23 protein-coding genes are annotated in these 23,691 nt (G+C 71.1%); 9 read left to right on the top strand and 14 right to left on the bottom strand.

The features are described from left to right. Positions 1–88 precede the first annotated feature (88 nt). Positions 89–3,472 (top strand): S8 family peptidase, encoded by a 3,384-nt coding sequence (locus B5557_RS21900; protein ID WP_231975996.1) that lies wholly within the window; start codon positions 89–91, stop codon positions 3,470–3,472. A gap of 92 nt (positions 3,473–3,564) precedes the next feature. Here B5557_RS21900 and B5557_RS21895 read toward each other — a convergent pair whose 3' ends face one another. After that, on the bottom strand, positions 3,565–4,290 hold the full coding sequence (locus B5557_RS21895) for a DUF4142 domain-containing protein (RefSeq protein WP_173877851.1): 726 nt from the start codon (positions 4,288–4,290) through the stop codon (positions 3,565–3,567). A gap of 198 nt (positions 4,291–4,488) precedes the next feature. On the opposite strand from B5557_RS21895, the gene B5557_RS21890 reads away from it, so the two are divergent. Beyond that, positions 4,489–5,259 (top strand): MOSC domain-containing protein, encoded by a 771-nt coding sequence (locus B5557_RS21890; RefSeq protein ID WP_079661064.1) that lies wholly within the window; start codon positions 4,489–4,491, stop codon positions 5,257–5,259. Here the strand turns inward: B5557_RS21890 and B5557_RS21885 are convergent. Continuing rightward, positions 5,237–5,464, bottom strand: coding sequence for a hypothetical protein (locus B5557_RS21885; RefSeq protein ID WP_079661063.1), 228 nt, complete (start codon positions 5,462–5,464; stop codon positions 5,237–5,239). The two genes, B5557_RS21890 and B5557_RS21885, sit on opposite strands and share 23 nt — an antisense overlap. A gap of 258 nt (positions 5,465–5,722) precedes the next feature. Between B5557_RS21885 and B5557_RS21880 the strand changes: the two genes are divergently transcribed. Continuing rightward, complete coding sequence (locus B5557_RS21880; RefSeq protein ID WP_079661062.1) at positions 5,723–6,073, top strand: hypothetical protein; 351 nt, start codon at positions 5,723–5,725, stop codon at positions 6,071–6,073. Between the two features lie 146 nt (positions 6,074–6,219). Here the strand turns inward: B5557_RS21880 and B5557_RS21875 are convergent, their stop codons facing one another. Genes B5557_RS21875 through B5557_RS21865 form a run of 3 tightly spaced genes read right to left on the bottom strand, consistent with a single transcriptional unit; the run spans position 6,220 to position 8,676 of the window. After that, entirely contained in the window at positions 6,220–7,314 is a 1,095-nt protein-coding gene (locus B5557_RS21875; protein WP_079661061.1) for an ABC transporter permease subunit, read from the bottom strand. Next, entirely contained in the window at positions 7,311–8,243 is a 933-nt protein-coding gene (locus B5557_RS21870) for an ABC transporter ATP-binding protein (RefSeq protein ID WP_079664925.1), read from the bottom strand. Before B5557_RS21870 ends, B5557_RS21875 begins: the two co-directional genes overlap by 4 nt. A gap of 4 nt (positions 8,244–8,247) precedes the next feature. Continuing rightward, positions 8,248–8,676 (bottom strand): GntR family transcriptional regulator, encoded by a 429-nt coding sequence (locus B5557_RS21865; protein WP_443031265.1) that lies wholly within the window; start codon positions 8,674–8,676, stop codon positions 8,248–8,250. A 219-nt stretch (positions 8,677–8,895) separates the two neighbouring features. Between B5557_RS21865 and B5557_RS21860 the strand changes: the two genes are divergently transcribed. Further along, a complete protein-coding gene (locus B5557_RS21860) occupies positions 8,896–9,606 on the top strand; it encodes a DUF6445 family protein (protein WP_173877714.1) in 711 nt (236 codons plus the stop codon). Positions 9,607–9,646: 40 nt separating this feature from the next. Here B5557_RS21860 and B5557_RS21855 read toward each other — a convergent pair whose 3' ends face one another. Next, positions 9,647–10,177 carry an FxLYD domain-containing protein gene (locus B5557_RS21855; RefSeq protein WP_079661059.1) on the bottom strand — a complete coding sequence of 177 codons (531 nt, stop codon included), beginning with the start codon at positions 10,175–10,177 and terminating at the stop codon, positions 9,647–9,649. A gap of 156 nt (positions 10,178–10,333) precedes the next feature. On the opposite strand from B5557_RS21855, the gene B5557_RS21850 reads away from it, so the two are divergent. Further along, complete coding sequence (locus B5557_RS21850; protein ID WP_079661058.1) at positions 10,334–10,828, top strand: DUF7144 family membrane protein; 495 nt, start codon at positions 10,334–10,336, stop codon at positions 10,826–10,828. Positions 10,829–10,921: 93 nt separating this feature from the next. Here the strand turns inward: B5557_RS21850 and B5557_RS43815 are convergent, their stop codons facing one another. The 3 genes from B5557_RS43815 to B5557_RS21835 form a co-directional block, all read right to left on the bottom strand. After that, a complete protein-coding gene (locus B5557_RS43815) occupies positions 10,922–11,152 on the bottom strand; it encodes a hypothetical protein (RefSeq protein WP_159424416.1) in 231 nt (76 codons plus the stop codon). 174 nt (positions 11,153–11,326) lie between these two features. Beyond that, on the bottom strand, positions 11,327–12,358 hold the full coding sequence (locus tag B5557_RS21840) for a M23 family metallopeptidase (RefSeq protein ID WP_197697258.1): 1,032 nt from the start codon (positions 12,356–12,358) through the stop codon (positions 11,327–11,329). A gap of 63 nt (positions 12,359–12,421) precedes the next feature. Continuing rightward, entirely contained in the window at positions 12,422–13,447 is a 1,026-nt protein-coding gene (locus B5557_RS21835) for a glycosyl hydrolase (protein WP_079664923.1), read from the bottom strand. 57 nt (positions 13,448–13,504) lie between these two features. On the opposite strand from B5557_RS21835, the gene B5557_RS21830 reads away from it, so the two are divergent. From B5557_RS21830 to B5557_RS21820, 3 genes are all read left to right on the top strand, one after another. Continuing rightward, positions 13,505–13,765: a hypothetical protein gene (locus B5557_RS21830; protein ID WP_079661057.1), complete on the top strand. Its 261-nt coding sequence runs from the start codon at positions 13,505–13,507 to the stop codon at positions 13,763–13,765. Between the two features lie 175 nt (positions 13,766–13,940). Then, positions 13,941–15,632, top strand: a complete 1,692-nt coding sequence (locus tag B5557_RS21825) for a lysyl oxidase family protein (protein ID WP_079661056.1) — start codon at positions 13,941–13,943, stop codon at positions 15,630–15,632. Between the two features lie 113 nt (positions 15,633–15,745). Beyond that, positions 15,746–16,255: a hypothetical protein gene (locus tag B5557_RS21820; protein ID WP_143688208.1), complete on the top strand. Its 510-nt coding sequence runs from the start codon at positions 15,746–15,748 to the stop codon at positions 16,253–16,255. Between the two features lie 24 nt (positions 16,256–16,279). Here B5557_RS21820 and B5557_RS21815 read toward each other — a convergent pair whose 3' ends face one another. Further along, positions 16,280–17,101, bottom strand: a complete 822-nt coding sequence (locus B5557_RS21815) for a lipase family protein (RefSeq protein ID WP_079661054.1) — start codon at positions 17,099–17,101, stop codon at positions 16,280–16,282. Between the two features lie 340 nt (positions 17,102–17,441). On the opposite strand from B5557_RS21815, the gene B5557_RS21810 reads away from it, so the two are divergent. Next, a complete protein-coding gene (locus tag B5557_RS21810) occupies positions 17,442–18,863 on the top strand; it encodes an LCP family protein (RefSeq protein ID WP_079661053.1) in 1,422 nt (473 codons plus the stop codon). A 344-nt stretch (positions 18,864–19,207) separates the two neighbouring features. Here B5557_RS21810 and B5557_RS21805 read toward each other — a convergent pair whose 3' ends face one another. The 4 genes from B5557_RS21805 to B5557_RS21790 are packed head-to-tail and all read right to left on the bottom strand — an operon-like array spanning position 19,208 to position 23,662. Beyond that, a complete protein-coding gene (locus tag B5557_RS21805) occupies positions 19,208–20,713 on the bottom strand; it encodes a zinc ribbon domain-containing protein (protein ID WP_079661052.1) in 1,506 nt (501 codons plus the stop codon). After that, complete coding sequence (locus B5557_RS21800; protein ID WP_079661051.1) at positions 20,710–21,267, bottom strand: phage tail protein; 558 nt, start codon at positions 21,265–21,267, stop codon at positions 20,710–20,712. The genes B5557_RS21805 and B5557_RS21800 overlap by 4 nt, the downstream gene beginning before the upstream one ends. After that, complete coding sequence (locus B5557_RS21795; protein WP_079661050.1) at positions 21,264–23,222, bottom strand: putative baseplate assembly protein; 1,959 nt, start codon at positions 23,220–23,222, stop codon at positions 21,264–21,266. The genes B5557_RS21800 and B5557_RS21795 overlap by 4 nt, the downstream gene beginning before the upstream one ends. Continuing rightward, positions 23,222–23,662, bottom strand: coding sequence for a GPW/gp25 family protein (locus B5557_RS21790; RefSeq protein ID WP_079661049.1), 441 nt, complete (start codon positions 23,660–23,662; stop codon positions 23,222–23,224). Before B5557_RS21790 ends, B5557_RS21795 begins: the two co-directional genes overlap by 1 nt. Between the last annotated feature and the right edge of the window lie 29 nt (positions 23,663–23,691).

The raw sequence follows: 23,691 nt of genomic DNA, 5'->3' as shown, positions 1-23,691 counted from the left end.
GTGAAACATTCCGCTACGGCCACCTCGTCGGTCCCCAGTGGAGGCACATGTTTCCTCGTGTGCCCGAATGCCTCTCTGGGGAGGACAGTTGCGCAAGAGACTCAACGGACCCGGCAGGGTCGTCATGGCAGCGGCGCTCGTGCTGGCCGCGGGCGTGGTCACCGCGCTTCCGGCCACCGCCGCGACCCCGTGGTCGGCCTTACCGACCGCCGGCATAGGGAAGGCCGACGGCCCCGTGGCACCCGTGTCGCACTGGATCACCCTGATCACGGGTGACCGGGTCGGTGTGAGCGCGGCGGGGGAGCCCGTGCGGATCGTGCCCGGCAAGGGGCGCGAGCACATACCCGTCAGGATCGAGCGGACCAAGGACCACACCCTGGTGCTCCCGTCCGACGCCCAGCCGCTCATCGCCAAGGGCCAGGTCGACGAACGGCTGTTCGATCTCAAGGAACTCAACGCCACCGCGTACCGGAAGCACCAGAAGTCGGGCACCGGGCTGATCGTCAGCTACCGCGACGGCGCCGCGGGCAGTGCCCCGCTGAAGGCGGCCCGGAGCCTGAAGTCCGAGCTGCGGGAGGACGGCGGGGCCACAGTGCGCCGCTCCCTCCCGTCGATCGACGCCGAGGCCGTCACCGTGTCCGACGCGGCCGCGAAGGACGTCTGGGAAACCCTGACGCGCCCGGCCGGCGGGGCCCTCGCCGGACAGCGCACCGCCGACCCCGGGCTGCGCCGGATCTCCCTCGACGGCATGCGCCGGGCGAGCCTCGACAAGAGCGCGACGCAGATCGGCGTGCCCGCCGCACGGCAGGCCGGCTACGACGGCACCGGCGTGCGGATCGCGGTCCTGGACACCGGAGTCGACGAGACCCACCCCGACCTGCGGGGCCGGCAGGAGGCCGAGCAGAACTTCTCCGCCTCACGCGACACCAAGGACCGCTCCGGCCACGGCACCCATGTGGCGTCCATCGCGGCCGGCACGGGAGCCAAGTCCGGCGGCACATACGAGGGTGTCGCCCCCGGCGCCCGCATCCTCGACGGAAAGGTGCTCGACGACGGGGGGTACGGCAGCGACTCCGAGATCGTCGCCGGCATGGAATGGGCGGCCGCCCAGCACGCCGACATCGTCAACCTCAGTCTGGGACACCAGGACTTCCCGGGCGTCGACCTGGTGGAAGAGGCCGTCAACCGGCTCTCGGCCGAGCGAGGCATCCTCTTCGTCGCCGCCTCCGGCAACAGCGGCCCCGAAGCGGGCACCATCGACTCGCCCGGGAGCGCCGAGGCGGCGCTGTCGGTGGGAGCGGTCGACGGCAGCGACGCCGCCGCCTCGTTCTCCGGTCGCGGTCCGGCCGCCGACGGCACGGTGATCAAGCCCGACATCACGGCGCCCGGCGTGGACATCACCGCCGCCAGCGCGCCCGGCAGCGTTCTCGCCGGACGGTACGGCGAGCAGCCGCCCGGATACACCACCCTCTCCGGGACGTCGATGGCCACCCCGCATGTGGCGGGCGCGGCGGCGCTGCTCAAGCAGGAGCATCCCGACTGGACGGGCGCGCGGCTGAAGGCGGCGCTCGTCGCGTCTGCCCGGCCATCCGGCGCGGGCGCGCTCGCGGAGGGCGGCGGTCGTGTCGACGTCGCCGCGGCGATCGGGCAGACGGCGGTCTCCGAGCCCTCGTCGGTGGCGTTCGCCCGCCAGAACTACCCGCACGCGGACGACGCGCCCGCCGCCAAGCAGCTCACCTACCGCAACCTGGGCAGCGAGCCGGTCACCTTCGACCTGTCGGTGGCGGCGACGGGCCCCGACGGAAAGCCCGCTCCGGCGGACATGTTCACGCTCGACGCGCAGCGGCTGACCGTCCCCGCGAACGGGACGGCCACGGTCTCCCTGACGGCCGACACCCGGCCCGGCGGCGACGTCAACGGCGTGTACACGGCGGTCGTCACGGCCACCGGCGCGGCCCAGACCGTCAGGACGACGGCGGCCGTCGAGCGCGAGGTCGAGACGTACGAGGTGACGGTCCGCCACCTCGGCGCCGACGGCGAGCCGGCCACGACCGTTTACTGGCCCGGCCTCTACCCGCTCTCCGGTCTCGGCGTCGCAGGAGAGAACTACGCGAGCAGTCCCTCGAAGGGCTCCTACACGGTGCGCGTGCCGAAGGGGGACTACTACCTCGACGCGATGATCTCCGGTTCGGACGAGGTCCGGAGTCAGATCACGGCGCCGCACTTCGAGGTCACGAAGGACACGACGGTCACGCTCGACGCGCGCACCGCGAAGCCCATCGACATCACCGGTCCCGATCCGGCCGCTGAACGCCAGTCCGTCGATCTGTACACCGAGCTCAACACCCCCGATTTCGGTTTCTCGACCGGCATGGCCGGCACCGACTTCTCGACCATCCGCACCGCACAGCTCGGCCCCGACTTCGCGGCCGAGGGCACCCTGTTCCAGGGCTTCGACGCGTTCGACGTCAACGGCACGAAGGAGTACCGCCTTTCCTACGGCGGCAAGACGACCCGGCTGGCCACGGGCTTCGAACGGCATCCGAAAACGGCGGACCTGGTGAAGATCGACGCCCGGCTGGGCTCCACGGTCCCCGGGAAGCAGGGGATGCTCACCGCCCGACCGATCATCCCGGACGCCTTCGGCTCCATCTTCAGCCCGGGCGTCATGCGTCCGCTGCCCGTGGCGACGACGACGTACGCGACGACGGAGGCGAGCGCCGACTGGTTCACCGGGCTGGACCAGTACGACGACACCGGGAGCTACCCGGAGCTGTCGCACGGCACGGGCGTCCAGCGCTACGAAGCCGGCAAGTCCTACCGCCATGACCTGGGCATCGGCGTCTTCGGCCCCGCGCTGGTGACCCGCGAGAGCGAGGGCGTCACGCGCAACGGCGACCGGATCACGGGCTGCCTCAGCCTCCTCAGGGACGGCACGGGCAACTGGAGCTACGGCACCGACGACACCGTCTCGGCCACGCTGGACCGGAACGGCGTCGAGGTCGCTTCCTCACCGAACCTCCTGGGCTGCGGGGAGGGCGTCACCGTCCCGGCGGACTCCGGTGACTTCAAGCTCACGGCGAAGGCCTCCCGCGGCGGCCCGGCAGCCGCGCCCATCGAGGTCGAGGCGACCTGGACCTTCGCCTCCGCCCACACCAAGGCGGAGCAGGCACTGCCGATCTCGGTGGTCCGTTTCACCCCGCACCTCGACGGCGACTCGACGGTCCCCGCCGGGGCGGTCACCCGGGTGCCGGTGACGGTGGTCGGCGCGGCGGCCGAGGCGAACCTCAAGTCCCTCACCGTCGAGGTCAGTTACGACGGCACGACCTGGAAGAAGACGCCGGCCGGCAAGCTCGGGATCTTCGTCCGCAACCCCGCGGCCGGTCAGAGCGTCTCGCTGCGCGCCACGGTGGTCGACAAGCAGGGCAACACCCTCACCCAGACGATCCACAACGCCTTCCGGGGCGAGTGACCCCGAACAGCACAACAGCACAGGAGCGGGCCGGTCGACATCGCGTCGGCCGGCCCGCTCCGCCGTGCACGTGTGGGCCGATGCCCGGGCGGCTACTGGTTGTTGCCTCCCACCGCGGCGCCGATGTCCACGGGTGTGGAGGTGGCGTTCGGCGGCGGGGTGAGCACGATCAGCGGCTGACCGGGCGGCGGGACCGGCGGGGTCATGTCCGACTTGGGCAGCTTCGGTGGGGTCGTCTGGTTGAACAGCGTGGTGTCGAAGTCGACCAGGCCGGTCTTCTCCATCACCGTGATGTGGTCCAGGACGGTGTTGTTGGCCTGGTCGGCCAGGGCGCGCACCAGCGTGTTCTTCGTCGTCGAGCGGATCTTCGCCACGGTGTTGAAGATCGAACCGTGCGTCTGACGCAGGATGTTGGCGAAGTCGATGTCGAACTGCTTGCCCTGGTCCGCCTTGAGGGTGTTGACGAAGCCCTCCTGCTGCGGACTGGCCACGTTGGGGATCGTGATGTTCAGCATCGGCGCGATCTTGCGGCAGGTCTCGTCCAGCGCCGCGTGCCCGTCGATCAGGTGCTGACTGGCGGTGAGAACGCCCTTGCTCTGCCCCTTCTGCAGACCGATCTGCCCCACCGGGTACTCCCACAGACCGGCTGCCCGCACTGCCACCACGAAGGACCGGTCGGCTTCCGTCAACGGCCCCCACTGGGTGGTCGCGATGATGCGGTCGGTCGACGTGGACACCGTGTCCAGGCCGAGCATCGATGGGTACACGAGAGCGCCGAGCGTCAGTGTCAACGCGCCGCCCACGAAGAGAGTTCCCATCGCGTTCCGCGAAAGTTGCACCGTTCCTCCTGCCCGGTCGGGGAATCCGCCGAAGTGCCGTCGATGTGTCGTCGGTGTGCGTCACTTGGCGGGTCGGACAGAGAGAAATACGAACGCGAGCCGGTTCGGACTCATCCGGCCCGGTAAAAACTTCGCCGACGACGAATCGGCGGACAGCCGGGCGAGGGGGCGCGGGGGATGGCAGCGAGGTTGATCGGTATCACGTACTACCCGGTGAAGGGCTGCGCCGGCACTCCGCTCACGGCGGCGGCCCTGACGCGCACCGGCCTGCCGCACGACCGCACATACGCGATAGCCGACGAGAAGGGCGACCTGCGCTGGCAGTGGGGAGACCCCCGACTGGCCCTGATCACACCGGAGTTGACCGACTCGGGTGAACTGATCCTGAAAGCGCCGGGCAGTCCGCCCGTGCGGGCGGACTGCCCGGCGGACGACGGGGCAGTGAACGCCTGGCTGACCGACGTACTCGGCGCCCCGAGCACCCTGGTCCGCTCACCGGCGGGCAACGGCAACCGCCTCCATGTGGTCTCCCGCTCCAGCCTGGACGCCCTGAACCACCGCATCCGCGAACGCGGGGCCGCCCCCGTCCCGCTGACCCGCTTCCGCCCCAACCTGGTGGTGGACGGCTGGGCCGCCCCGCACACGGAGAACAGCGCGGCGAGCCTTCGCATCGCCGATGCCGAACTCGCCTTCACGGAGGGCACGATCCGCTGCGCGGTCACCATGATCGACCAGTCCACCGGCCGCCGAGCGGGCCCGGAACCCCTGCGCACCCTCGCCGACCACCACCGCGCGGACGACGGCGGGGTCGTCTTCGGCGCGTACTTCGAGGTGCGGCGGGAGGGGAAGGTGCAGCTGGGGGACGAGGTGCTGCTGGGGGACGAGGTGCTGCTGCGGGCGGAGGATCCGGGCCTGCTGCCAGGTACTAGGCGCCCTCGGCGTCCTTGAGGAGGCGGCGGGCTCGCAGGGCGCGGTTCATGGTGTGGATGCGGATCGCGGTGAACAGGACGACGGCGGCGCCGAGGGCGGCCATCTTCCACTCGTCGTCCCGGACGGCAGCGTAGAAGAGGAAGCCGCTGAAAAGGACGCCGAAGGCCGTGAGCAGGGGCTCGCGCACCCAGAACGGCAGGAGGCGCAGCAGGGGACCGATCATCCGGACACTTCAGCAGGCGCGGGCCGCGTGTGCTGTGATGGAGGCCACAGTTCCGGGAGTTTCTGTGTGCATGAAGTGAAGAACGTGTGTGAGGGGGTGGGGAGGGCGGGGACGCGTGCGCTGCGACCCCGCGAGGCGCTGGGCGTTGGTCCGAACGGATGACAGAGAAACCTTCCCGCTTCCGATCTGTGCGTACGGGGCGTCGTAGGAGGTGAAGGTGCAGGTGAAACTGCCTCTCCTCGCGAAATGAGAAACCACGTGCGTCTCCGGCACTCCGTCGCCGCCGCCTGCGGCGCCCTCGCCCTCACGGCCGCCCTCGCCACCCCCGCCCACGCCGCGACCGGCGACTTCGGGTACCAGGTCGGCGGGCTGAACGGGGAACCGATCTCGGTCGCCCTCCACGACCCGGCCAGCGGTGAGTGCGTCACGCTCGCCGAAGTCGCGGACCCGGACGCCTCCGAGCCCGCCTTCGCCCCGCACAACGACACCGACGAAACCGCGGTCGTCTTCACCGAGCCCGACTGCTCGGGCGACTCCTGGACGCTGCGCCCGCACGGCCGCCCCGCCATGGACCGCCTCAAGCTGCGCTCGGTCGTCTTCCTTCCGTGAGGACGCGGGCGAGAACGTGAATGTGAGAGCCCCCGTCCGGCTGCTTCGGCTCCAGCGGACGGGGGCTCTCACGTAGCTAGTAGGGCCGCCTCGCGCATCGGGGGATTGTGGAGAGCGAGTGCCCCTGTGGGGGTGTGAACGGCTACTCAGACGAGCCGCTTGCGACCCCAGAAGAAGAGGAACGCCACGACGCCGACGGTCAGGGCCAACAGAATCGACGCCCCGAACCACTGCATATCGCTCATCTGCGACATGGGGATGTAATCAATCGATGCGCCGACGATGTCCGCCTTCTTCATGCACAGGTCAGTCGCCTGCTCCGTCAGCGTTTCCGTGCACGTCGTCACGTCGACCAGTTTCCCGCTGCCGGTGACATACGACCAGTCGAGCTCGGCCGCGGTGCGGGGTATCTCCGGAAATGTGATTAGGCTGCCGGGGCTGACAGGCTTGCTGGTGGCCGTGAGGACGTTGCCGAGCGACAGCATGAAGTGGCTCCAGACCATCTGGAGGGCGACGGTGAAACCGAGGGTCACGACCATGGCCGCCAGCGTGCGGCGCAGGACCACACCGATCAACACCCCGCCGAACACGGAGAGCAGGGAGAGGGCGACGGGCACGGGGCCCGTGGTGTTGAAGAACTCCCTGGAGGTCCAGTCGATGTCCAGGGGCTGGGCCTTGATGGGGCTCCACCACCAGGCGAACACAGCCGACAGCGTGACCGTGGTCACCGTGACCAACAGCCCGGCCAGCGCCAGCTTCGTGGCGAGCCAGCGGGTGCGGCTCACGGACTGGGCCGCGATCAGCTTGGCCGTGCCGTTCTCCAGGTCGCCCGCGAGCAGCGGGGCGCCGAGGAGGACACCGAGCATGACGGGTATCGCCGTGAGACCGGTGGTGACGGAGGTGAACGCGCTGATGTACGGCTTGAACTGCTTTTCCGCGTCGTCGAGGTTCTTGGCGGGGAAGCCGTAGGCGTCGAGGAAGTTCATCATCTGGCCGCGCTGGTAGACCATCCAGGCCGCGCCGAGCACGGTGGCGGCGATCATGGTCCAGAACGCGGCCCGGTGCTGGCGCCAGACCAGCCAGGTCATACCGCTCAGGCTGGGGCGCCGGGTGGCCTGCGTGGCGGTCGCGTTCCTGGCCCCGTGCCTGGGTCCGTTCGTGGTCGCGTTCATTGTGCCGTTCATCGTCCGGTTCGCCGTCCCGTTCTTGCCGTCGGTCGAGGGGCTGGTGAAGGTGCTCATGCCGCCACCGTCCCGGTGCCGAACGCCTGGCCCTGGACCTGGGCGGTGGGGGTGATCAGCGGTGGTGCGTCGGGTGAGCGGAGATAGGCGAGCAGGAGTTCCTCCATGCTCGGGGCGGCCGCCTCCCAGGGGCCGGTGACCGGGCCCTCCGGGCGGATCAGCGCGGTGAACTGCCGTCCGCTGGTCCGGGCCTCGACGAGGGTGTGGTACCCGAGGGCGGCGGGCAGGCCCTCGCCCTCCCTGGCCCCGGTGACCACGGTGTGCACGGTCATCAGGTCGTCCACGTCACCGGCGAGGCGCACTCCGCCGCCGGAGACGACGACGAGGAAGTCGCACACGTTGTCCAGTTCCGCGAGGACGTGGGTGGACATCACCACGGTGGTGCCGCGCTCGCCGGCCTCGGCGAGGAGGGTGCCCATGAGTTCGTGGCGCACGACCGGGTCGAGGTCCGACATCGGCTCGTCGAGCAGCAGCAGGTCGGGGCGCTTGCCGAAGGCGAGGGCGACGGCGACGCGGGTGCGCTGGCCACCGGAGAGGGTGCCGATCTTCGCGTCGAAGGGCACATTGCCCGCGCGGACGATGTCCTCGGCGGCGCGCTGGTCCCAGCCGGGGTTCAGCTCCCGCCCCAGCCGCAGGGTCTCCGCCACGGTGAAGCGACGGAACAGCGGCTTCTCCTGCGCGAGGAAGGCCGTACGCCGGCCGGACTCCACCGAGCCCGGCGGCTCGCCGAACAGACTGAGCGAGCCCTGCGTCGGCTTCAGGACATGGGCCGCGAGGTTCAGCAGCGTGGTCTTGCCCGCCCCGTTGGGGCCGACCAGCCCGCAGATCCTGCCCGCCGGAAGCCGGAAGGTGCAGTCCCGCAGCGCCCAGCCCCGCCGGTAGCGCATCCCCAGCCCGTGCGCCTCGAGCGCCGGCTCCCCCGGGTACATGACGTCACTCACCTGTGCTCCTCGTTGTCGTGGCCCCGGTGACCGCCGTGGTCCCGGTGGCGTACTGCTTCTCCAGCGCCGACGCGACCAGCGCGGCCACGTCCTCCTGCTCCAGACCGGCCCCGGCCGCCTTCGACATCCACGCCACCAGCTCCCCGTACAGCGGAGAGTCGGTGCCCGTCTCGGGGCGGCCCAGCGTGCGGCGTACGAAGGTGCCCTGGCCCGGTCGCGGTTCGACCAGGCCCTCGCGCTCCAGCTCGCGGTACGCCTTGAGGGTGGTGTTCGGGTTGACCGCGCTCGTCTCGGCGACGTCCTTGGCGGTGGGCAGCCGGTCGCCCGGCGCCAGTACGCCCAGGCGCAGGGCCTGTTTGGTCTGCTGCACGATCTGCTGGAAGGCGGGGACCCCGCTCCGCCTGTCGATGCGGTACTCCACGGCCACCACTCCCTTCCATCATCATTCCACTACTCGATTAGTGGAATGATGATGGAAGGGAGTGACGGCAGTTGTCAACGGGGTCCGGGAACGGGCCGGAAACAGGCACAGGAGTCCGACCGAGGCCCTAGCCGGTTGACGGAAGGTTGACCAGTTCGCGGAAGAGTCCGGACCAAATCGCGGGCGAGTCCTGGTGAACCCCAGGCCTAGATTCGCCGCATGTCCATGCCACAGCGGCCCCACCAGCCCGCAAGGGCTGCCGCCACGCGTCCACTTCCCGTCCTGCCCTACCGCAAGCCCACCAAGGGCCGCGACTACTGGGTGATCGACGACGTCTTCCCCGAGGCCGACGCCGCCGCGATCCGCGAGCGCTGTCTCGCCAAGGACGACTGGGTCAAGGGACACCCGTACACCTCGGAGAGTTGGCCCGGACTGCGCACCATGCCGGGGCTGGAGCCGGGCGAACTCGGGCGCGTGGAACGGCTGGTGAGGAAGGCGACGGGCGCGCAGAAACTGTGGGTGCAGCAGGCCCCCGGCGGCGGCACCCTCAACCACAACTGCATCCAGGTGGTCGGCGAGGGGGAGAGCTCGCCCCGGCCGCACTCCGACTCGCGTGCGCTGTGCCGGTACGCCGCCGTGCTGTACCTCAACCCGTCCGTGCCCAAGGACTGCGGGACCAGCTTCTACCGGCAGTCCCTCCCCGGGGGGCGGCTCGGCGGCAACGTCGTCCAGGCCCCGCACAACAACCTCGTCGAGGCCCTCGGCACCCGGTTCGTCGCGCCGGACGCCTTCGAGGAGGACGTACGCGTCCCCCACAAGTACAACCGGCTGCTCCTCTACAACGCCAACCTCATCCACAGCGCCACCGGTTACTCCGGCACGACGCTGGAGGAGAAGCGGATGACGGCCGTCTTCTTCTGGATGGCCTGAGCTCCCAGCCCCGTCAACATCGGCGCGGCCCCCGTCGGCCTCAGTACCGCACCGCCCGGGCCAGCTTCGCCTTCACGGTTCCGGAGAGTGTGCGGTTGCTGCGGGCGGTGGCCTTGCCGGTCTTGCCGGCCGGGACGTCCGAGACGGTGACGAGGACCGTGTCGAGCCGGTTGCCCGCGGAGTCGGTGAAGTCGACCTGGACGGCGAAGGACTTCGTCGAGTCGGCGCTGTTGACGACGGTGACCTCGACCGTGCTTCGGGCGCCGTCGGCGCCCGGCGTGCCGAGCTTCACATCGCCTTTGGCGTCCACCCCGCCCTTGATCTCGTCGAGCTGGCGGCCCACCTCCGCCGCCGCCGACGCGAGCGCCGACGAGGCCTCGGAGGCGAGGGAGGACGCGGCCGCGGTGGCCTCCCTGCCCAGCGACTCGGCGGCGGAGGCGGCCTTGCTCGCCGCCGCCGACGCCCCCGACGACACCGACGAGGGGGTGTTGTCGTCCGAGCAGCCGGTGAGTGCGACGGCGCAGCAGATCGCCGCTGCCGTCAGCGACAGCACGCCCTTTGTGCGCGGCATCGTGCCTCCTGTGATGGTTTCCCGGGCTCCTCCAGTGAAGGGGTCCCCGGCCCCGTCCGCATGCCGGCTCACCCGTACGGCGCACCCCCGTGGTGACCGCCCCCACCCGGACAGAAGGTCGACAAAGGACAGCCGTCTACAGAAACGGGCAGCGCCATGAGCGACCAGACCCACTCCAACTCGTCGCCGTCGCACTCGCACGCGCCCCCGGTCTGGGACCCGTCCCACCAGGGCACCGGCACGCCCGGCCGGACCTCGCCGCCGGCAGCCCGCGCCGGACTGGCCGCCGGAGGGGTCCTCTTCGCGGGCGTGCTCATGTTCGTGAGCGGGATCCTCGCCGTCTTCCAGGGCATCGCCGCGATCTCCGACGACGACGTCTACGCCCGCGTCGGCGACTACGTCTACGAGATGAACCTGACCGGCTGGGGCTGGGTCCTGCTGATCGTGGGCGTCGTGGCGGCGGTGACCGGCTGGGGGCTGCTCAAGGGGGCCGAGAGCGTCGAGTGGGCGCGGATCATGGGCATCGTGCTGGCCTCCCTGAGCCTGATCCTGCAGTTCCTGTTCCTGCCGTACGCACCGGTCTGGGCGCTCGTCCAGATCGCCATCGACGTGTTCGTGATCTGGGCGCTCGCCGCCCCGTCCGTAGCATGAGCCGGTGATCATCGACTGGGAACTGACGGGGCACGGCTGGGCGCGCTGCCGGTTGTCGGCCGCCGATGGACAGGAGGTCGGCCTCGTCTGCGGTTACCTCACGGACGCGCTGGCCGACCTGGTGGCGGCGGCGGGCGGGCTGTACGGGCCGGCGCGGGAGATCCGCTTCTTCTTCGACGACGAACCGACGGAACTGCGCTGGGTGTTGAGCCGCGCCGGGAGCGGGGAGGCGGACGATGTGGAGGTGACCGTGTACCGCTTCCCGGACGTGGCCGTGAGCCCCGACCTGCCCGACTCCGCGGGCACGGTCGTCTGGCGCTCCACGCAGTCCCGCCCGGAGTTCGCCCACGCCGTGCTGGAGGCGGCGGAGGCCGTCCTCGCACGGTACGGCGAGGAGGGCTACCGCGAGCGCTGGGGCCGGTACGACTATCCGGTCGCCCTGGTCCAGGACCTGCGCCGACTGCACCTGCGCGAGGACGCCTGCGGCGCGGCCCACGATCAGGGAGCGGCGGATGCTCCGGAGGCCGATGGGGCGGATAGGGCCGATGGGGCCGATTGGTCCGGGGCGTATGGGGTCCGGGGGACCGATGGGGTCGGTGGAGCTGGTGGAGCCGGTGGGGTCGACGGGGCTGGTGGAGCTGGTGGAGCTGGTGGGGTCGGTGGAGTCGGTGACACTGATGGGGTCGACTGGGGCGCGGACACGTCGACGGCCTTGCGGCGCAGCCAGGGCAGAGGCGGTACCGCGGAGCCGATGTAGGGGGTGATCCGCACCTCGAAGTGGAGGTGCGGGCCGGTGACGTTGCCGGACGCGCCGGAGAGGCCGATCCGCTGACCGGCAGTCACGTGCGCGCCCCTGCGTACGTCGATGCGGGACAGGTGGGCGTACTGCGTGAAGTAGCCGTCGCCGTGCCGGATCAGGACCTGGTTGCCGAAGCCGTCGCCGCAGGTCGTCGCGCGGACGGTGCCGGCGCCGACGGCGTACACGGGCGTACCGGAGTCCACGGCGAAGTCCTGGCCGGTGTGACGGTGGGCCCAGCGGGAGCCCTTCGCGGCGAACCCGGCGGAGAGCCAGTAGCGGCGGGTCGGGGCCGTCCAGTCCTGAACACGCTGCTCGGACGAGGAGGCGGGTGAGGGTGGGCGGCTGGGGTCGCCGAAGGGACAGTGGCCGTCCCGCCCGGAGGGATCGACGGCGACCGGGTCGCCGACCTCCTTCGCCGTCGCCCGCAGCATGTCCCACAGGCCGGCGCGCAGCGCCTTGCGACGGCGTTCGGCGTCCTTGATCTGCGTCGGGAGCGCGTCGGCTCCTCGGAGCCGGTCGACCCGCTCGCGAGCCGCCTCGTGCGCGCGGACGGCACGGTCGGCGGTCGTGCCCGACCCGCCGCCCCCGCTTCCGCCCTGGCCGCCTCCGCCACTGCCACCGCTTCCGCTTCCGGCTCCGGCGGGCATGGCAGCGAGCAGAAGGAGGGCGAGGGCGAGGAAGACGGCCGTCCCGGTCGCGGCACGCAGACGCGCGTGGTGTTCTCGTCCCATTGTGTGATGATCGGCCCGGGTGGGACGGCCAGGGCGGCCACGCGCCCGAAGAGCGGCCGGGTTTCACCCACCCGGCCCCGCCGCCCCGCCCGCCGCCCCGCCCGCCGCGGAGCTCATCAGGGAGCGATAGACGGCGGACGAGCGCGGATTGGCGGCGCATCTCCAGACACCGTGCGGGCAGTAGTCGCTGATGGTCTGGTACAGCGGCCGGTTCTCGGCGAACCAGGTGAGCATGCCGCGTACGTACTCGGGGTCGTCGCCGTTGCGGTACAGCCCCCACTCGGGATACGACACCGGCTTGCCGTGCGCCCGCGCGAACCGCACATGGGCGGCGAGGCCGTACGGCTCGGCGATCTGCTCGTCGAAGGACATGCCGTGGGGCTGGTCGTAGGCGTCCATGCCGACGACGTCGACGTACCGGTCGCCGGGGTAGCACGCGGTCCACGGCACGGCGTCCCGCCCCCGACTGGGCGTGAACTCGAACCGGAACCGCTGCCGCCCCCCGCCCACGGACCGCATGGCGTCGACGATCCGCGCCCAGTACCGCCGCCAGGCCGCCGGATCGGGCCCGCACCGATGGGTGTATGTGATCCCGTTCATCTCCCACCCCACCACCAACACCGCATCGGGCACCCCGAGCGCCACGAGCCGCCGGGCCAGCGCGCGGAAATGCCCGTCGTAGTCGCCGCGGGCCCCCTTGCGCAGCTCCTCCCGCACGACCGCGTCGGACACCCGCTCCTCGGTCCGCTCCAACATCGGCACGTTCAGCACGAACATCCGGTCGGCGCGTTGCCTCCGCCACCGCGCCCAGTACTCCAGATAGCCGGGCGTCCCCTCGATGTTGCTCCACCGGTCCCCCGGCAGATACGCGTGCCCGACCCGAGGCGTCGCAGCCCCCAACCACTCGTCCAGCCCCGCGATCCGCCGTACCCCGTCGCCGTCGAACCCCACGTACGCCCCGAACGCCCCACCCGGCACCCCGACCCCCTTCCCCACGGGAACACAGGCGGGCCCGACGAGCACCAGGAGGGCGGCGAGGAACGGCCCGAGCGCCACCCGAAGGGCGCGCAGAGCGCGCAGAGCACGCAGGACGCGAAGGAATCGGAAGGCGCGAAGAAACCGAAGGCGGCGGACCACCGGCTCAGAATGACGCCACGCCCCCTCCCGCACCCCGAACTCACCGACGAACCACCCGGACCGGGGACGGAGTACCGCTCCAACTACGAATGGGGCCGGTTCGAGGAGCGGGAGCGGGAGCGGGCCGAGGCGGAGCTGGAGGCCGTGCGGACGGCGCTGACCCGGGAGATCGCCGAGCTCACCGACGCGCTGGCCGACAGCGCGCGGAAGCTGGCGGCGGCCGACCTGCTCCTCCGCGATCTGCTCATCCGCGATCTGCGCAACCACTGACGCGCCCTCGCTTCTTTTCTTCCTCAACAGGCAACCCACATACGGCTTTTACCTCTCTCACAGGGTGCTCACGGTTTCGGCCGGGACGTGTGGGGTGCGTCCGTGCAACCGCGGTCGGTTCTGTGGGCTGTCCAGTCCGATGTCCCTGACCAGGGCACTCGCAGACGAGGAACCGATGACCAGACAGCACCATCGCAAGGGCGTGCAGCGTGCGGCGTTCGCCGCGGGGGCCGCGCTCACCGTCGTCGCCGTCGCCGGGGCCGCTCCCGGAGCCGGGGCGGCGACGGCGAGCCCGCCCGGCACGCCGAAGCTCAAGCTGATAGCCGCGTCGAAGGCCGTGACCCTCGACCGGTACGAGGGGGAGGGTGGTGCCGGGGTCTACCTCGACCTCGGCACCTACGTCACCGTCGACAACGCTCCGCTGGAGCTGAAGGTGACCCGTAAGTCGTACAAGGACCCCGTCGTCGCCCAGCAGATCCTGCGCAACGGGACGAAGACGACGACGAAGACGCTGCCCGCGGGCACCGTCAAGGACTTCAGCGGGCTGCCCGGCTTCCTGGAGGTCTCCATCAAGAACGCGGCCGGGGTGGAGGTGCGCAAGACGCAGGGCAGCTTCTGTCCCAACAACGCCTCCGGGCGGCTGCGTCCGGACGCCCCGGCCACCTCGCACTATCCGGAGAGCTGCTCCACCAACCCCTTCACGCTCGGCTCCGTCTGGGGCGTCGAGAAGGGCTGGGCGTCCAACTCCAGCACCGTCGACTACGACGCGCCGGTGGACCTGCCCGTCGGCGAGTACACGGCCACGGTGTCCGTCGCGAAGAAGTACCGGGACCTCTTCGGCATCCCGAACGACCAGCCCACCATCAAGGTGACGGTACGTAAGGAGAGTGACGGCGGAGGCGTCGGCCTGCGTTCCTCGATGTCCTCCCACGGCGGCCACGACATGGCCGGCATGGAGGGCATGGAGGGTATGCCGGGCATGGCCGCCGGTCATCACTACGGCCCCCGTGGCGCCGACGCCCCCACGCCCTCCGCGCTCTCGCACGCCCTGGAGGCCCGCGGTCTCACCCACCTGGGCGACGGCGCCGGTCACACCGACGGCTCCCGGATCGCGCCGGCGCTGAAGGCCGCCGCCCAGCGGCCCACCGGACGGGCGGGCGCTCCCGCCAACGTGCCCAAGCCCGACCTGCGTTCGCTGCCCGCCTGGGACATCGCAGTCACCGACGGCGAGGACGGCGACGCCCCCGGCAAGGACTACCTCGCCTTCAGCGCCAACGTCTGGAACGCCGGCCCGGCGCCCCTCGTCGTGGACGGCTTCCGCAAGCCCGGCGCCGAACTGATGGACTCCTACCAGTACTTCTACGACGCCAAGGGCAAGCAGGTCGGCTACGCGCCCGCCGGCACCATGGAGTGGGACCCGCGCATCGGTCACGAGCACTGGCACTTCACGGACTTCGCCAGCTACCGGCTGCTCGCCGCCGACCAGCACGAGATCGTCAAGAGCGGCAAGGAGGCGTTCTGCCTCGCCAACACGGACGCGATCGACTACACGGTGAAGAACGCCAACTGGCACCCGTACAACACCGATCTGTCGACCGCCTGCGGCCAGCAGAACTCCATCTCCGTGCGCGAGGTTCTCGACGTCGGCTCCGGTGACACGTACACCCAGTACCGTCCCGGCCAGTCCTTCGACATCACCGACCTGCCCAACGGCACCTACTACATCCAGGTCATCGCCAACCCGGCGAACCGCCTGCAGGAGACCAACACCAAGAACAACGTCTCCCTGCGCAAGGTCGTCCTGGGCGGCACCCAGGGCGCCCGCACGGTGAAGGTCCCGCCGGTGGACCTGATCGACGCACCGTAACCGTCCGATCGTTCAGCTCTCCGACCGTCCCTGACGCCCCCGCGGTGAGGTATCCGCGGGGGCGTCGGCGGAATCGGGTGGACAACCGCCTGACCTGCTGCGACGCTCCGCCGATGACGCGCCCCGACCTCCCCGACCTCCCCGACCTCCTCGCCTCCGTCGCCCTGACCGCCCGCCTGGGCCCGGTGCACGTCGACGCCTCCTGGGACGGCATCACGGCGGCCCTGGGCGAGCCGCGCGACGTGCTCCCGATGCGCCGCCGCGGCCCCCGCTGGCCCCGCCTCTTCGGTTACGGCGACCTGGAGGTGTTCGTCTGCCGGTGCCGCGAGGTGCGGATGATGTCCGTCCGGACCTGGACCGACACGGTCGACCTGCCCGGCCACACGGGCACGTTCCCCGGCGAGCCGACCCATGCGGAGATCGTGGCCGCCCTGGACCGCGCGGCCTGCCCCTGGGAGCTGGATGTGGGTCTCACCTTCCGCGACCAACGCACCCTGCGGATCCCGTCGACGTCCGCTGCCTTCACCTTCGTCGTCCCGGAGGCCGGCGAGCCGACGCTGCACGCACTGGGCCTGCCGGACAACGGTCACACGTGCCCGGAGCCGATCCGTCCGGCTCCTTGACCGGCGCCCTGCCCATCGGCCACGTCAGCTGAGGTTCTTCTCCAGCAGCGCGACGTACGTGTCCATGAAGTGGTCGCGCATGCCGTCCGAGGCGGGGGCGAAGGGGTCGGCCGTGGCCCCCTTGACCCGGTCGGCGAGCAGCCCCAGCGCGGGCATACGGTCGTGCAGCTTGCCGTCCGCGTCGATGTAGCGGACCGCCTCGACGTGGTGGAACGCGGGCGACGGCGGCACCTGCGGGACGATGTCGTTGTTGTTGACGAAGCGGAACGTACGCCCCTTCAGCGCCTGGTCGTAGGCCTTGGCCAGGGTTGCGTCGCAGGTGCGGGGCTGGCCGTAGGTGTAGACGCCGTGCGGGACGAGGTTCGGGGCCTCGAAGTGCATGCGCGCCCCCGACAGCATGGCGAGCGCCCCGCCGAGGCTGTGGCCGGTGAACCACACCGTCTGCCCGTCGTCCTTGAACTCGCCGACCGTGTCACGGACCTGCGGGTGGACGACGTCCAGCGCCCGGTGGAAGCCGTAGTGCACGAACCCCTTCTTCGCCGGTCCGGGCACGGGAGGGGCGTTGGTGTCGCTCAGCCAGTCGCGCAGGTTCGTCGGCTCGGTGCCGCGGAACGCCACCAGGACCATGCGGTCGCTGCCGGCGACGTACGCCTGGGTGTCGTCGATGGGGAACGGCATGGTGTGCGGGGAGGAGAAGTGCCGGAAGCGGTCGAACCCCCACTCGCGGGCCAGGCCCTCGGCCTCCTTCGGGGACTTGTAGGCGGCGCGGGCGGCCTGCGCGAGCCAGTAGGCGTGGCTGACGGAGTAGCCGGAGACCGAGTGGTCGAGGGGGGTGGGGGCGGACACGGCCGAACCTTTCGACGAAGGATGGGGGTCTGTGTTCCTTCGATCCTGGCCGTCCCGCCTGCCTGACCTGCGCTTCGGCGCGGGGTGAACGGCGGGCGTGAGAGAGCGGTTTGGGGGCGCGCGGGGGCGCAGCTCGTGTGCCTTGCCGGGGCAACCCTTGTGTGGCTTCGTTCGTCTCCTGAGTCGTCTGTGCTTTTCGGACGTATTCCTACTCGCGTGTAGGGTTCCGACGTTCGGCGGTGACCAACGCCGACGATCCGAGCACGGTGTACGGGGTGACAACGGCCGAGGCGGAGGGCGAGCGCCGGTGAGCGGAACGAGGAGGCGTGGACGTACTCCCATGGAGGCGTCCGGCCGGGGGAACATCCGGGGGAACGGTCCCGCGGGCAGGGGCAGGGGGGCCGGACCGGGCAGGTCCGGCGGGACCCGGCTGACCCGGCGCGGGCGGATCCTCGCGTGGGGGGCCGGGGTGACGGCCGTCGTCGTCCTCGGCATCGGCGGGGTCGGCGCGTGGATCTACAACGACCTCAACAACAACATCAACTCGGCTGATGTGGACGACAAGTTGGGCGGCAACCGGCCGGTCAACCTGAGTCCCGGCTCCAAGAACATCATGATCGTCGGTTCCGACAGCCGTGACGGCGCGAACGCCAAGTACGGCAAGGATCTGACCACCATGCAGTCGGACACGCTGATGGTGCTGCACATACCGGCCGACCGTAAGTGGGCCTCGGTCGTGTCCTTCCCGCGTGACTCGTGGGTGGAGATACCCGGCTGCGAGAAGGGCGACGGCAGTTCGTCCTCGCCGCACCATTTCAAGATCAACGAGGCGTTCGCGATCGGCGGCAGCAACGGCAAGGTCGCCGAGGCCGCCGCCTGCACCATCAAGACCGTCGAGTCCAACACAGGTCTGCGCATGGACCACTTCATGACGGTCGACTTCTCCGGCTTCAAGGGCATGGTCGACGCGCTGGAGGGCATCGAGGTCTGCCCGAAGCAGGCCATCCACTCCGAGAAGGCCCGCCTGGACATGGAGGCCGGCTGTCAGACCGTCAAGGGCGAGAAGGCGCTCGGCTACGTCCGCGCCCGTTACGGTGTCGGCGACAACTCCGACATCGGACGCATCGGACGCCAGCAGGAATTCATGGACGCCCTGGCGAAGAAGGCCAAGTCGAAGCTCACGAGCCCGAACGCGATGTACGGCTTCCTGCAGGCGATCACCAAGTCCCTGACGACCGACCCCGACATCGCCGGCATCCAGCCGCTGTACGGACTCGCCGACGAGCTCAAGGGCATCCCGAGCGACCGCCTCAGCTTCCTCACCGTGCCCAACTACGGGCGCGTCGCCGACAACCCGGCCGACAAGGCCAACGTCGTGTGGCAGTACCCGCAGGCGGCCGACCTGTTCACCTCCCTGGCCAAGGACAAGGAGGTCACCAAGCCGCAGTTGGAGGCGGCGAAGAAGAACGTGGTGTACGCCTCCAGCGTGCGCGTCCAGGTCCTCAACGGCACGGGCGTCTCGGGGCGCGCCGCCGCCGTCGCGGAGAAGCTGAAGGAAGCCGGCTACACCGTCACCGGCACGGGCAACGCGCCTCAGACGGTGGCCAAGTCGACCCTGACGTACCCGGCGGGCCTCGACGGCAAGGCCGCCGTCATCGCCTCCAGGCTGCCCAACGTGACGCCCACGGCGGACGGTTCGGCCGCCGCAGGGGTCGTCACCCTCGTCGTCGGGCAGGACTTGAAGATCGACGACGTCGCCTGACGATCGAGGCCGGGCGATGTACATGGTCAAACGCACCCGCCGAATGGGGTAAGCTTGATCTTGAGCCGGTCACCGGAAAGAAAAAACGGTGAACGACCTCTGCGTTGGTGGTCCAAGGAAAGACGCCCCGCTTCCTGCGGGGAAATGCAGGTGCAAGGCCTGCCCGGCGCTCCATCGAGAACGAGTCCCATCCCGTGTCAGGCGGGGTGGGACTCGTTCGTTTGCGCCTCCGCACTGGCTTACGCAAGCACCAACCTCGGGAGAGCAGGAGGAAGGGCCGCGGCTGACGTGTGGAGGGGTGCTCCCGTCAGTCGCGGCCCTTCTCTTCGGCCGTCAGGCCATGCTCAGGACGCGTTCGCGCTCGACGGGCCGAAGAACTCGATCTCGGCTATCGACACCTGCTTGGTCCCGGACACCGAGTACGACGACTCGATCGTAAAGCGGACCTTGGTGACCTCGCCGACGCGGAACGCGCGCCGCTGCCCGCCCGCGCTCTGGTCCAGGGTGAGCTCCCGGGTCGTGGTCCTGCCGTCCTTCAAGGTGATCGTCGCCTTGACGCGGTGGGGGAGGGCGGAGTCGTCGAGCTGGTCGGGCCGGATCGACGTGCCCGAGGTGATGATCAGGTCCAGAAGTCGCGTCGGCTGGTCGAAGCTTGCCTCGATCCACTCGCCCTCGCCCGACTGCGAGACCCCGGGACCCCACCAGGTGTTGTTGAGCTTGTCGAAGGCCAGTTCCGGCTTGTGCCCCGGGTAGGAGCGCGACGCCGCGAACGAGTCCGGGGTGACCGGCGCACGCTTGGCGAAGTGGTCGCGGGTGGCCTGGATCGCGTCCGGGGTGTTCACCCCGGCGATGATCACCAGCGTGAGCACGACCGCGGCCACCAGCCAGCTGACGATGCGGTCGAACGTACGGCGCAGGCGCGGGCGGTCGCCGGCCCAGGGCGTCTCGCCGTTGCGGTTGAACAGGCGACGCCACCAGGGCAGGCGGATCGAGGAGCGGTCCTCGAGGGTCATGGGCATCGCGCAGCGGACGCAGAAATGCCGGTCGGGGTTGTTGGGCGTGGCGCACCAGGGGCACGCGACGCCGTGCTGCTCGCCCTGGACCGGTCCGGGCGCGCGGACCTGCGGCCGGTCCGCGACCGGCCGGCCCGGCAGGACCGGCGCGACGGACGGGGGCGCGGCGGGGCGGGGCTCCGCGTCGGCTACGGGGACGAGGAGCGAACGGGCCCGCGCGGCCATCGTGTCCCCCAGCGCGGGGGCGGGAGTGGGTGTGGGAGTGGGAGTGGGAGTAGGGGTGGTCGGCGCGGTTTCGCCGGGATTCGGATTCGGATTCGAATTCGGAGGCGGGGTTGGTGCGGGGGTCGATGGGGCGGCGGTGCCGTCCTCCGGCGGGATGGCCGGGAGGGGAGTTTCCGTGGTGTCCTCGTCGTCCGAGTCGTGGTCGTTGGTGGCGGGGGTCGCATGGGATACGGCACCGGAACCGGCACCGGCACCGGCGTCGGCGGCGGTACCCACGGTGGCCTCCGGCCCGGGCGTACCCGACGGTGGCTGCGGGGCCTCCTCGGGTGCTGACCCGTGGGCCGAGCCGGTGCCGCCCGATCCCGCGCCTGCCCTCGGACCCGTACCCGCGCCTGCCCTCGGACCCGTACCCGTACCCGCACCCGTACTCGTACCGGCACTCGCACCGGCTACCGAGCCCGAGCCCGAGTCGGCCGCCGCTCCCGACCCAGCCGCCGCGCCCGCCCGTGCCGTCGCTCGGTCTGTCCAGCTCAGTACGGCGCCGCAGGCGTCGCAGAAGGACTGGCCGGGCTCGGCGCGCGTGCCGCACTCGGGGCAGTTCTGGGTGGTCATCTCTCCGGGGTCCTTTCAGCGGCGGTCACCTTGACCGTGTACGGCATGTGGGCGGGGCGGGCGGCGGCCACCAGGGTGTCCAGGCGGTGCTCGTCCGCCGGGGAGGGGTCGGGCAGGCGGAGCGTGACGTGGAGATGGGGGCGGTGGTCGCCCGGGAACGGGCCGAGGGGGCGGGCGCTCCAGCCCGATCCGCCGCTCTCGTCGATCTCCGGTTCCACGCCGAAGGCCAGCCGGATGGCCTCCGACAGGCCTCGGCGTGTGCCGCGCACGCGGTGCAGATACGCGGCCGCCGCGACCGCTGCCCGCAGCCTCGGCTCCGGTTCCGTGCCGTCGGTCTCCGCGCCGACCCAGCCCGTCAGCCAGCGGGTGAAGTCGATCGGGGCGAGGGCCGGGTCGAAGTAGGCGGGCAGGCAGTCCAGGGCGTTGAGGATGGGCGCCATGACCTCGTCCAGGCCCGCGACGAAGCGTTGCGCCAGGTCGTCGTCCGCGAAGACGGCCGGCAGCATCGCGCCGATCGGGACGGACGAGCCCAGCCCGTCGACCGAGCCCCTCACGAGCCGTCCCCGATCACGCGGACCCGGTGGTCGTAGGAGAAGACGAGGGCCGGGGCGGCCAGGTCGAGGCGGTCGGTGGCCTCGCCGCGCTTGCCCGTCAGGGGGTCGGCGGGGTGGAGGGTGACCTGGTCGACCAGCTCCACTCCGGGGACGCGCTGGAGGACCGCGAAGACCTCGCCCGACTGGACCGGACGGCCGAACGGCCAGCCCTTGCCGTCCGCGCCGCCGGTCAGCGGGTCGAGGTGGCGGTAGAGGGCGTCGTGGGCCTGGCGGCGGACGCGGTCGGTGTCGACGCCACGGAAGGCGTGCACCGTCGCCACCACCGTCACGCCCTGGTAGTACGGCGGTCCGACCGCCAACCGCGTCCCGATCAGGCGGCGTTCGTCGAGGTGGCGGGTGATGCGGTCCAACAGGGAGTCGCCGGGCACGAGTTGCTCGAAGCGGAGGCGGCCACCGGGGTCCGGTACGGCCTGCGGGACCACCAACACCCGTACGGCGTAGGAGCCGTGCTCGTCGGGCTCGCCCTCCAGGCAGGTGATGCGGGCGGTCTCCGGGGCCGCCCGGCGGGCGAGTTCCTCGTAGTCGCGCAGGGTCACCGCCCGCTCCTGGGCGCGCAGGGTGATCGGGGCGCGCAGCTTCGCCTCCTCGACGGTCTCGCCGTCCACCCCGCCGCGCGCGGCCTCGCGGTTGACGACCTCCGAGACGTACGGGACGGACGTACGCAGGACCTGGACCGCGCCGCGGGCGACGTTGCCGGACCGGCCGCCGCCCGTGCGGTAGCGGCGGGCGCGGATGACCGAGCCCTTGGGGGCGACGGCGCCGTACTGGCGCAGCCGGCCGTCGGGTTCGCGGACGGACGGGCCGAAGGCGATCTCGCCGGTCGCCGCGTCGAGGGTGACATGGCGGTCGTACGGGCCGGACGCGGCGAAGTGGGGGACCACCTGCCAGTCGGTCCAGCCCTCGTGTTCCGCGGTCTGGAGCAGAAGCGGCGGGTCGTCGCCCACGACCGGGGAGTGGGCGAGAGTCAGGCGCTGGCCCGGCAGGCCCGTCGACTCGCCGAGGGCCTCGTCGTGGACGGTCTCCGCGTGGACGGTGGGGGCGGTGCCGCCGATCGTGAAGACCTCGGCGGAGCGCACGGTCGGCGAGGTGGTGTAGAAGGGCTGGCCGGGGAGGGGCTCGGTGACGCGGCAGCGCAGCCAGCCGGCCTCCTGGCCGCCGGAGCGGGACAGGACATGGCCGCCGGGGATGTGCAGGACCACCTCGCCGGGCCGGTTGAGGCCGCCCGTGCCGTCGCGGTCGACCTCGCACTCCTGCCAGCCGTCCTCCGTCCAGGCCTCCCAGACGAGCGGGGGCTGACGGGGATCGACGCCGACGCCGTCGACGCGGCTGTCGAGTTCCAGGACCACCGCGCAGTGCGGGACGGCGGCGCTCAGCCCGAACAGCATGCAGTCGCCGGGCTGCGGCGCCTCGGCGAAGCAGAGCAGGTCCTTGCCCTCGGTGAGGTCGGTGGTCCGGTCGGTGACCGGCTCGTCCCGGTGCTGCACCACGAGATGGCGCAACTGGCAGGGTACGACGGTGAGTTCGCGTTCCGTCGCGAAGACGACGGCGTCCTCGCTCTCCGTGCGGACCGTCGCCACCTCCGTGCCGACCGGCAGGAGCACCGGCTCCTCCTGGGGCGCCGACAGCCAGAAGGTGACCTCTGTGCGGGCGGCGGACGGCGGGAAGAGGCGGATGCCGACCAGGTCGAGGAAGGCGAGGTGGTTCTTCTCGGGGACGCGGTTGAGGCGGTAGACGATCTGGTCCGCCATGTGGGCGACCGTCTCGACGAGCGTCACGCCCGGGTCGGAGACGTTGTGGTCGGTCCACTCCGGCGCACGCTGCTGGATGTAGCGCTTGGCGTCGTCGACGAACTGCTGGAAGCGGCGGTCGTCCAGGTTGGGGGAGGGCAGGGCCATCAGCGGTCGCTTTCGGAAGCCGTACCGGAGCCGGGCAGGTCCGGCTCGTCGTGGGACGGAATGACGTAGAAGGGGAAGACGAGACTGCGCGGGTTGTTGGTGCCGCGGATCGCGTAGCGGACGTCGATGAAGAGCACGCCCTGCTCGGCGCCCGCGGTGACCTCGACGTCGGTGACCTCGATGCGCGGTTCCCAGCGGTCCAGGCTGACGTACACCTCGTGCTGGATACGGCCGGCCGTCGCCTCGTTGACCGGGGCGAACACCAGGTCGTGGATGGCGCAGCCGTACTCCGGGCGCATGGGGCGCTCGCCCGGGGCGGTGGCGAGGATGAGCCGGATCGCCTCCTCGATCTCGCGCTCCCCGCTGACCAGGGCGATGCCCCCGGTGGGGCCGATGCGGAGCGGGAACGCCCAGCCCGATCCGACGAATTGCTCGGCCATCAGACGGCCACCTGCCTTCTCCTCTTCCG

This window comes from Streptomyces sp. 3214.6, from assembly GCF_900129855.1.
GTDB classification, from domain to species: Bacteria; Actinomycetota; Actinomycetes; order Streptomycetales; family Streptomycetaceae; genus Streptomyces; species Streptomyces soliscabiei.
The sequence above is the reverse complement of the archived record's forward strand: the minus strand, read 5'-3'. Positions and strand labels throughout refer to the sequence as shown.

Bases quoted from the DNA above. Each gene is read 5' to 3' on its own strand.
- B5557_RS21895 (WP_173877851.1), bottom strand. From the start codon at position 4,290: ATGGGAACTCTCTTCGTGGGCGGCGCGTTGACACTGACGCTCGGCGCT.
- B5557_RS21890 (WP_079661064.1), top strand. From the start codon at position 4,489: ATGGCAGCGAGGTTGATCGGTATCACGTACTACCCGGTGAAGGGCTGC.
- B5557_RS21885 (WP_079661063.1), bottom strand. From the start codon at position 5,464: ATGATCGGTCCCCTGCTGCGCCTCCTGCCGTTCTGGGTGCGCGAGCCC.
- B5557_RS21875 (WP_079661061.1), bottom strand. From the start codon at position 7,314: ATGAGCACCTTCACCAGCCCCTCGACCGACGGCAAGAACGGGACGGCG.
- B5557_RS21870 (WP_079664925.1), bottom strand. From the start codon at position 8,243: ATGTACCCGGGGGAGCCGGCGCTCGAGGCGCACGGGCTGGGGATGCGC.
- B5557_RS21860 (WP_173877714.1), top strand. From the start codon at position 8,896: ATGTCCATGCCACAGCGGCCCCACCAGCCCGCAAGGGCTGCCGCCACG.
- B5557_RS21855 (WP_079661059.1), bottom strand. From the start codon at position 10,177: ATGCCGCGCACAAAGGGCGTGCTGTCGCTGACGGCAGCGGCGATCTGC.
- B5557_RS21850 (WP_079661058.1), top strand. From the start codon at position 10,334: ATGAGCGACCAGACCCACTCCAACTCGTCGCCGTCGCACTCGCACGCG.
- B5557_RS21840 (WP_197697258.1), bottom strand. From the start codon at position 12,358: ATGGGACGAGAACACCACGCGCGTCTGCGTGCCGCGACCGGGACGGCC.
- B5557_RS21830 (WP_079661057.1), top strand. From the start codon at position 13,505: ATGACGCCACGCCCCCTCCCGCACCCCGAACTCACCGACGAACCACCC.
- B5557_RS21825 (WP_079661056.1), top strand. From the start codon at position 13,941: ATGACCAGACAGCACCATCGCAAGGGCGTGCAGCGTGCGGCGTTCGCC.
- B5557_RS21820 (WP_143688208.1), top strand. From the start codon at position 15,746: ATGACGCGCCCCGACCTCCCCGACCTCCCCGACCTCCTCGCCTCCGTC.
- B5557_RS21810 (WP_079661053.1), top strand. From the start codon at position 17,442: ATGGAGGCGTCCGGCCGGGGGAACATCCGGGGGAACGGTCCCGCGGGC.
- B5557_RS21805 (WP_079661052.1), bottom strand. From the start codon at position 20,713: ATGACCACCCAGAACTGCCCCGAGTGCGGCACGCGCGCCGAGCCCGGC.
- B5557_RS21795 (WP_079661050.1), bottom strand. From the start codon at position 23,222: ATGGCCCTGCCCTCCCCCAACCTGGACGACCGCCGCTTCCAGCAGTTC.
- B5557_RS21790 (WP_079661049.1), bottom strand. From the start codon at position 23,662: ATGGCCGAGCAATTCGTCGGATCGGGCTGGGCGTTCCCGCTCCGCATC.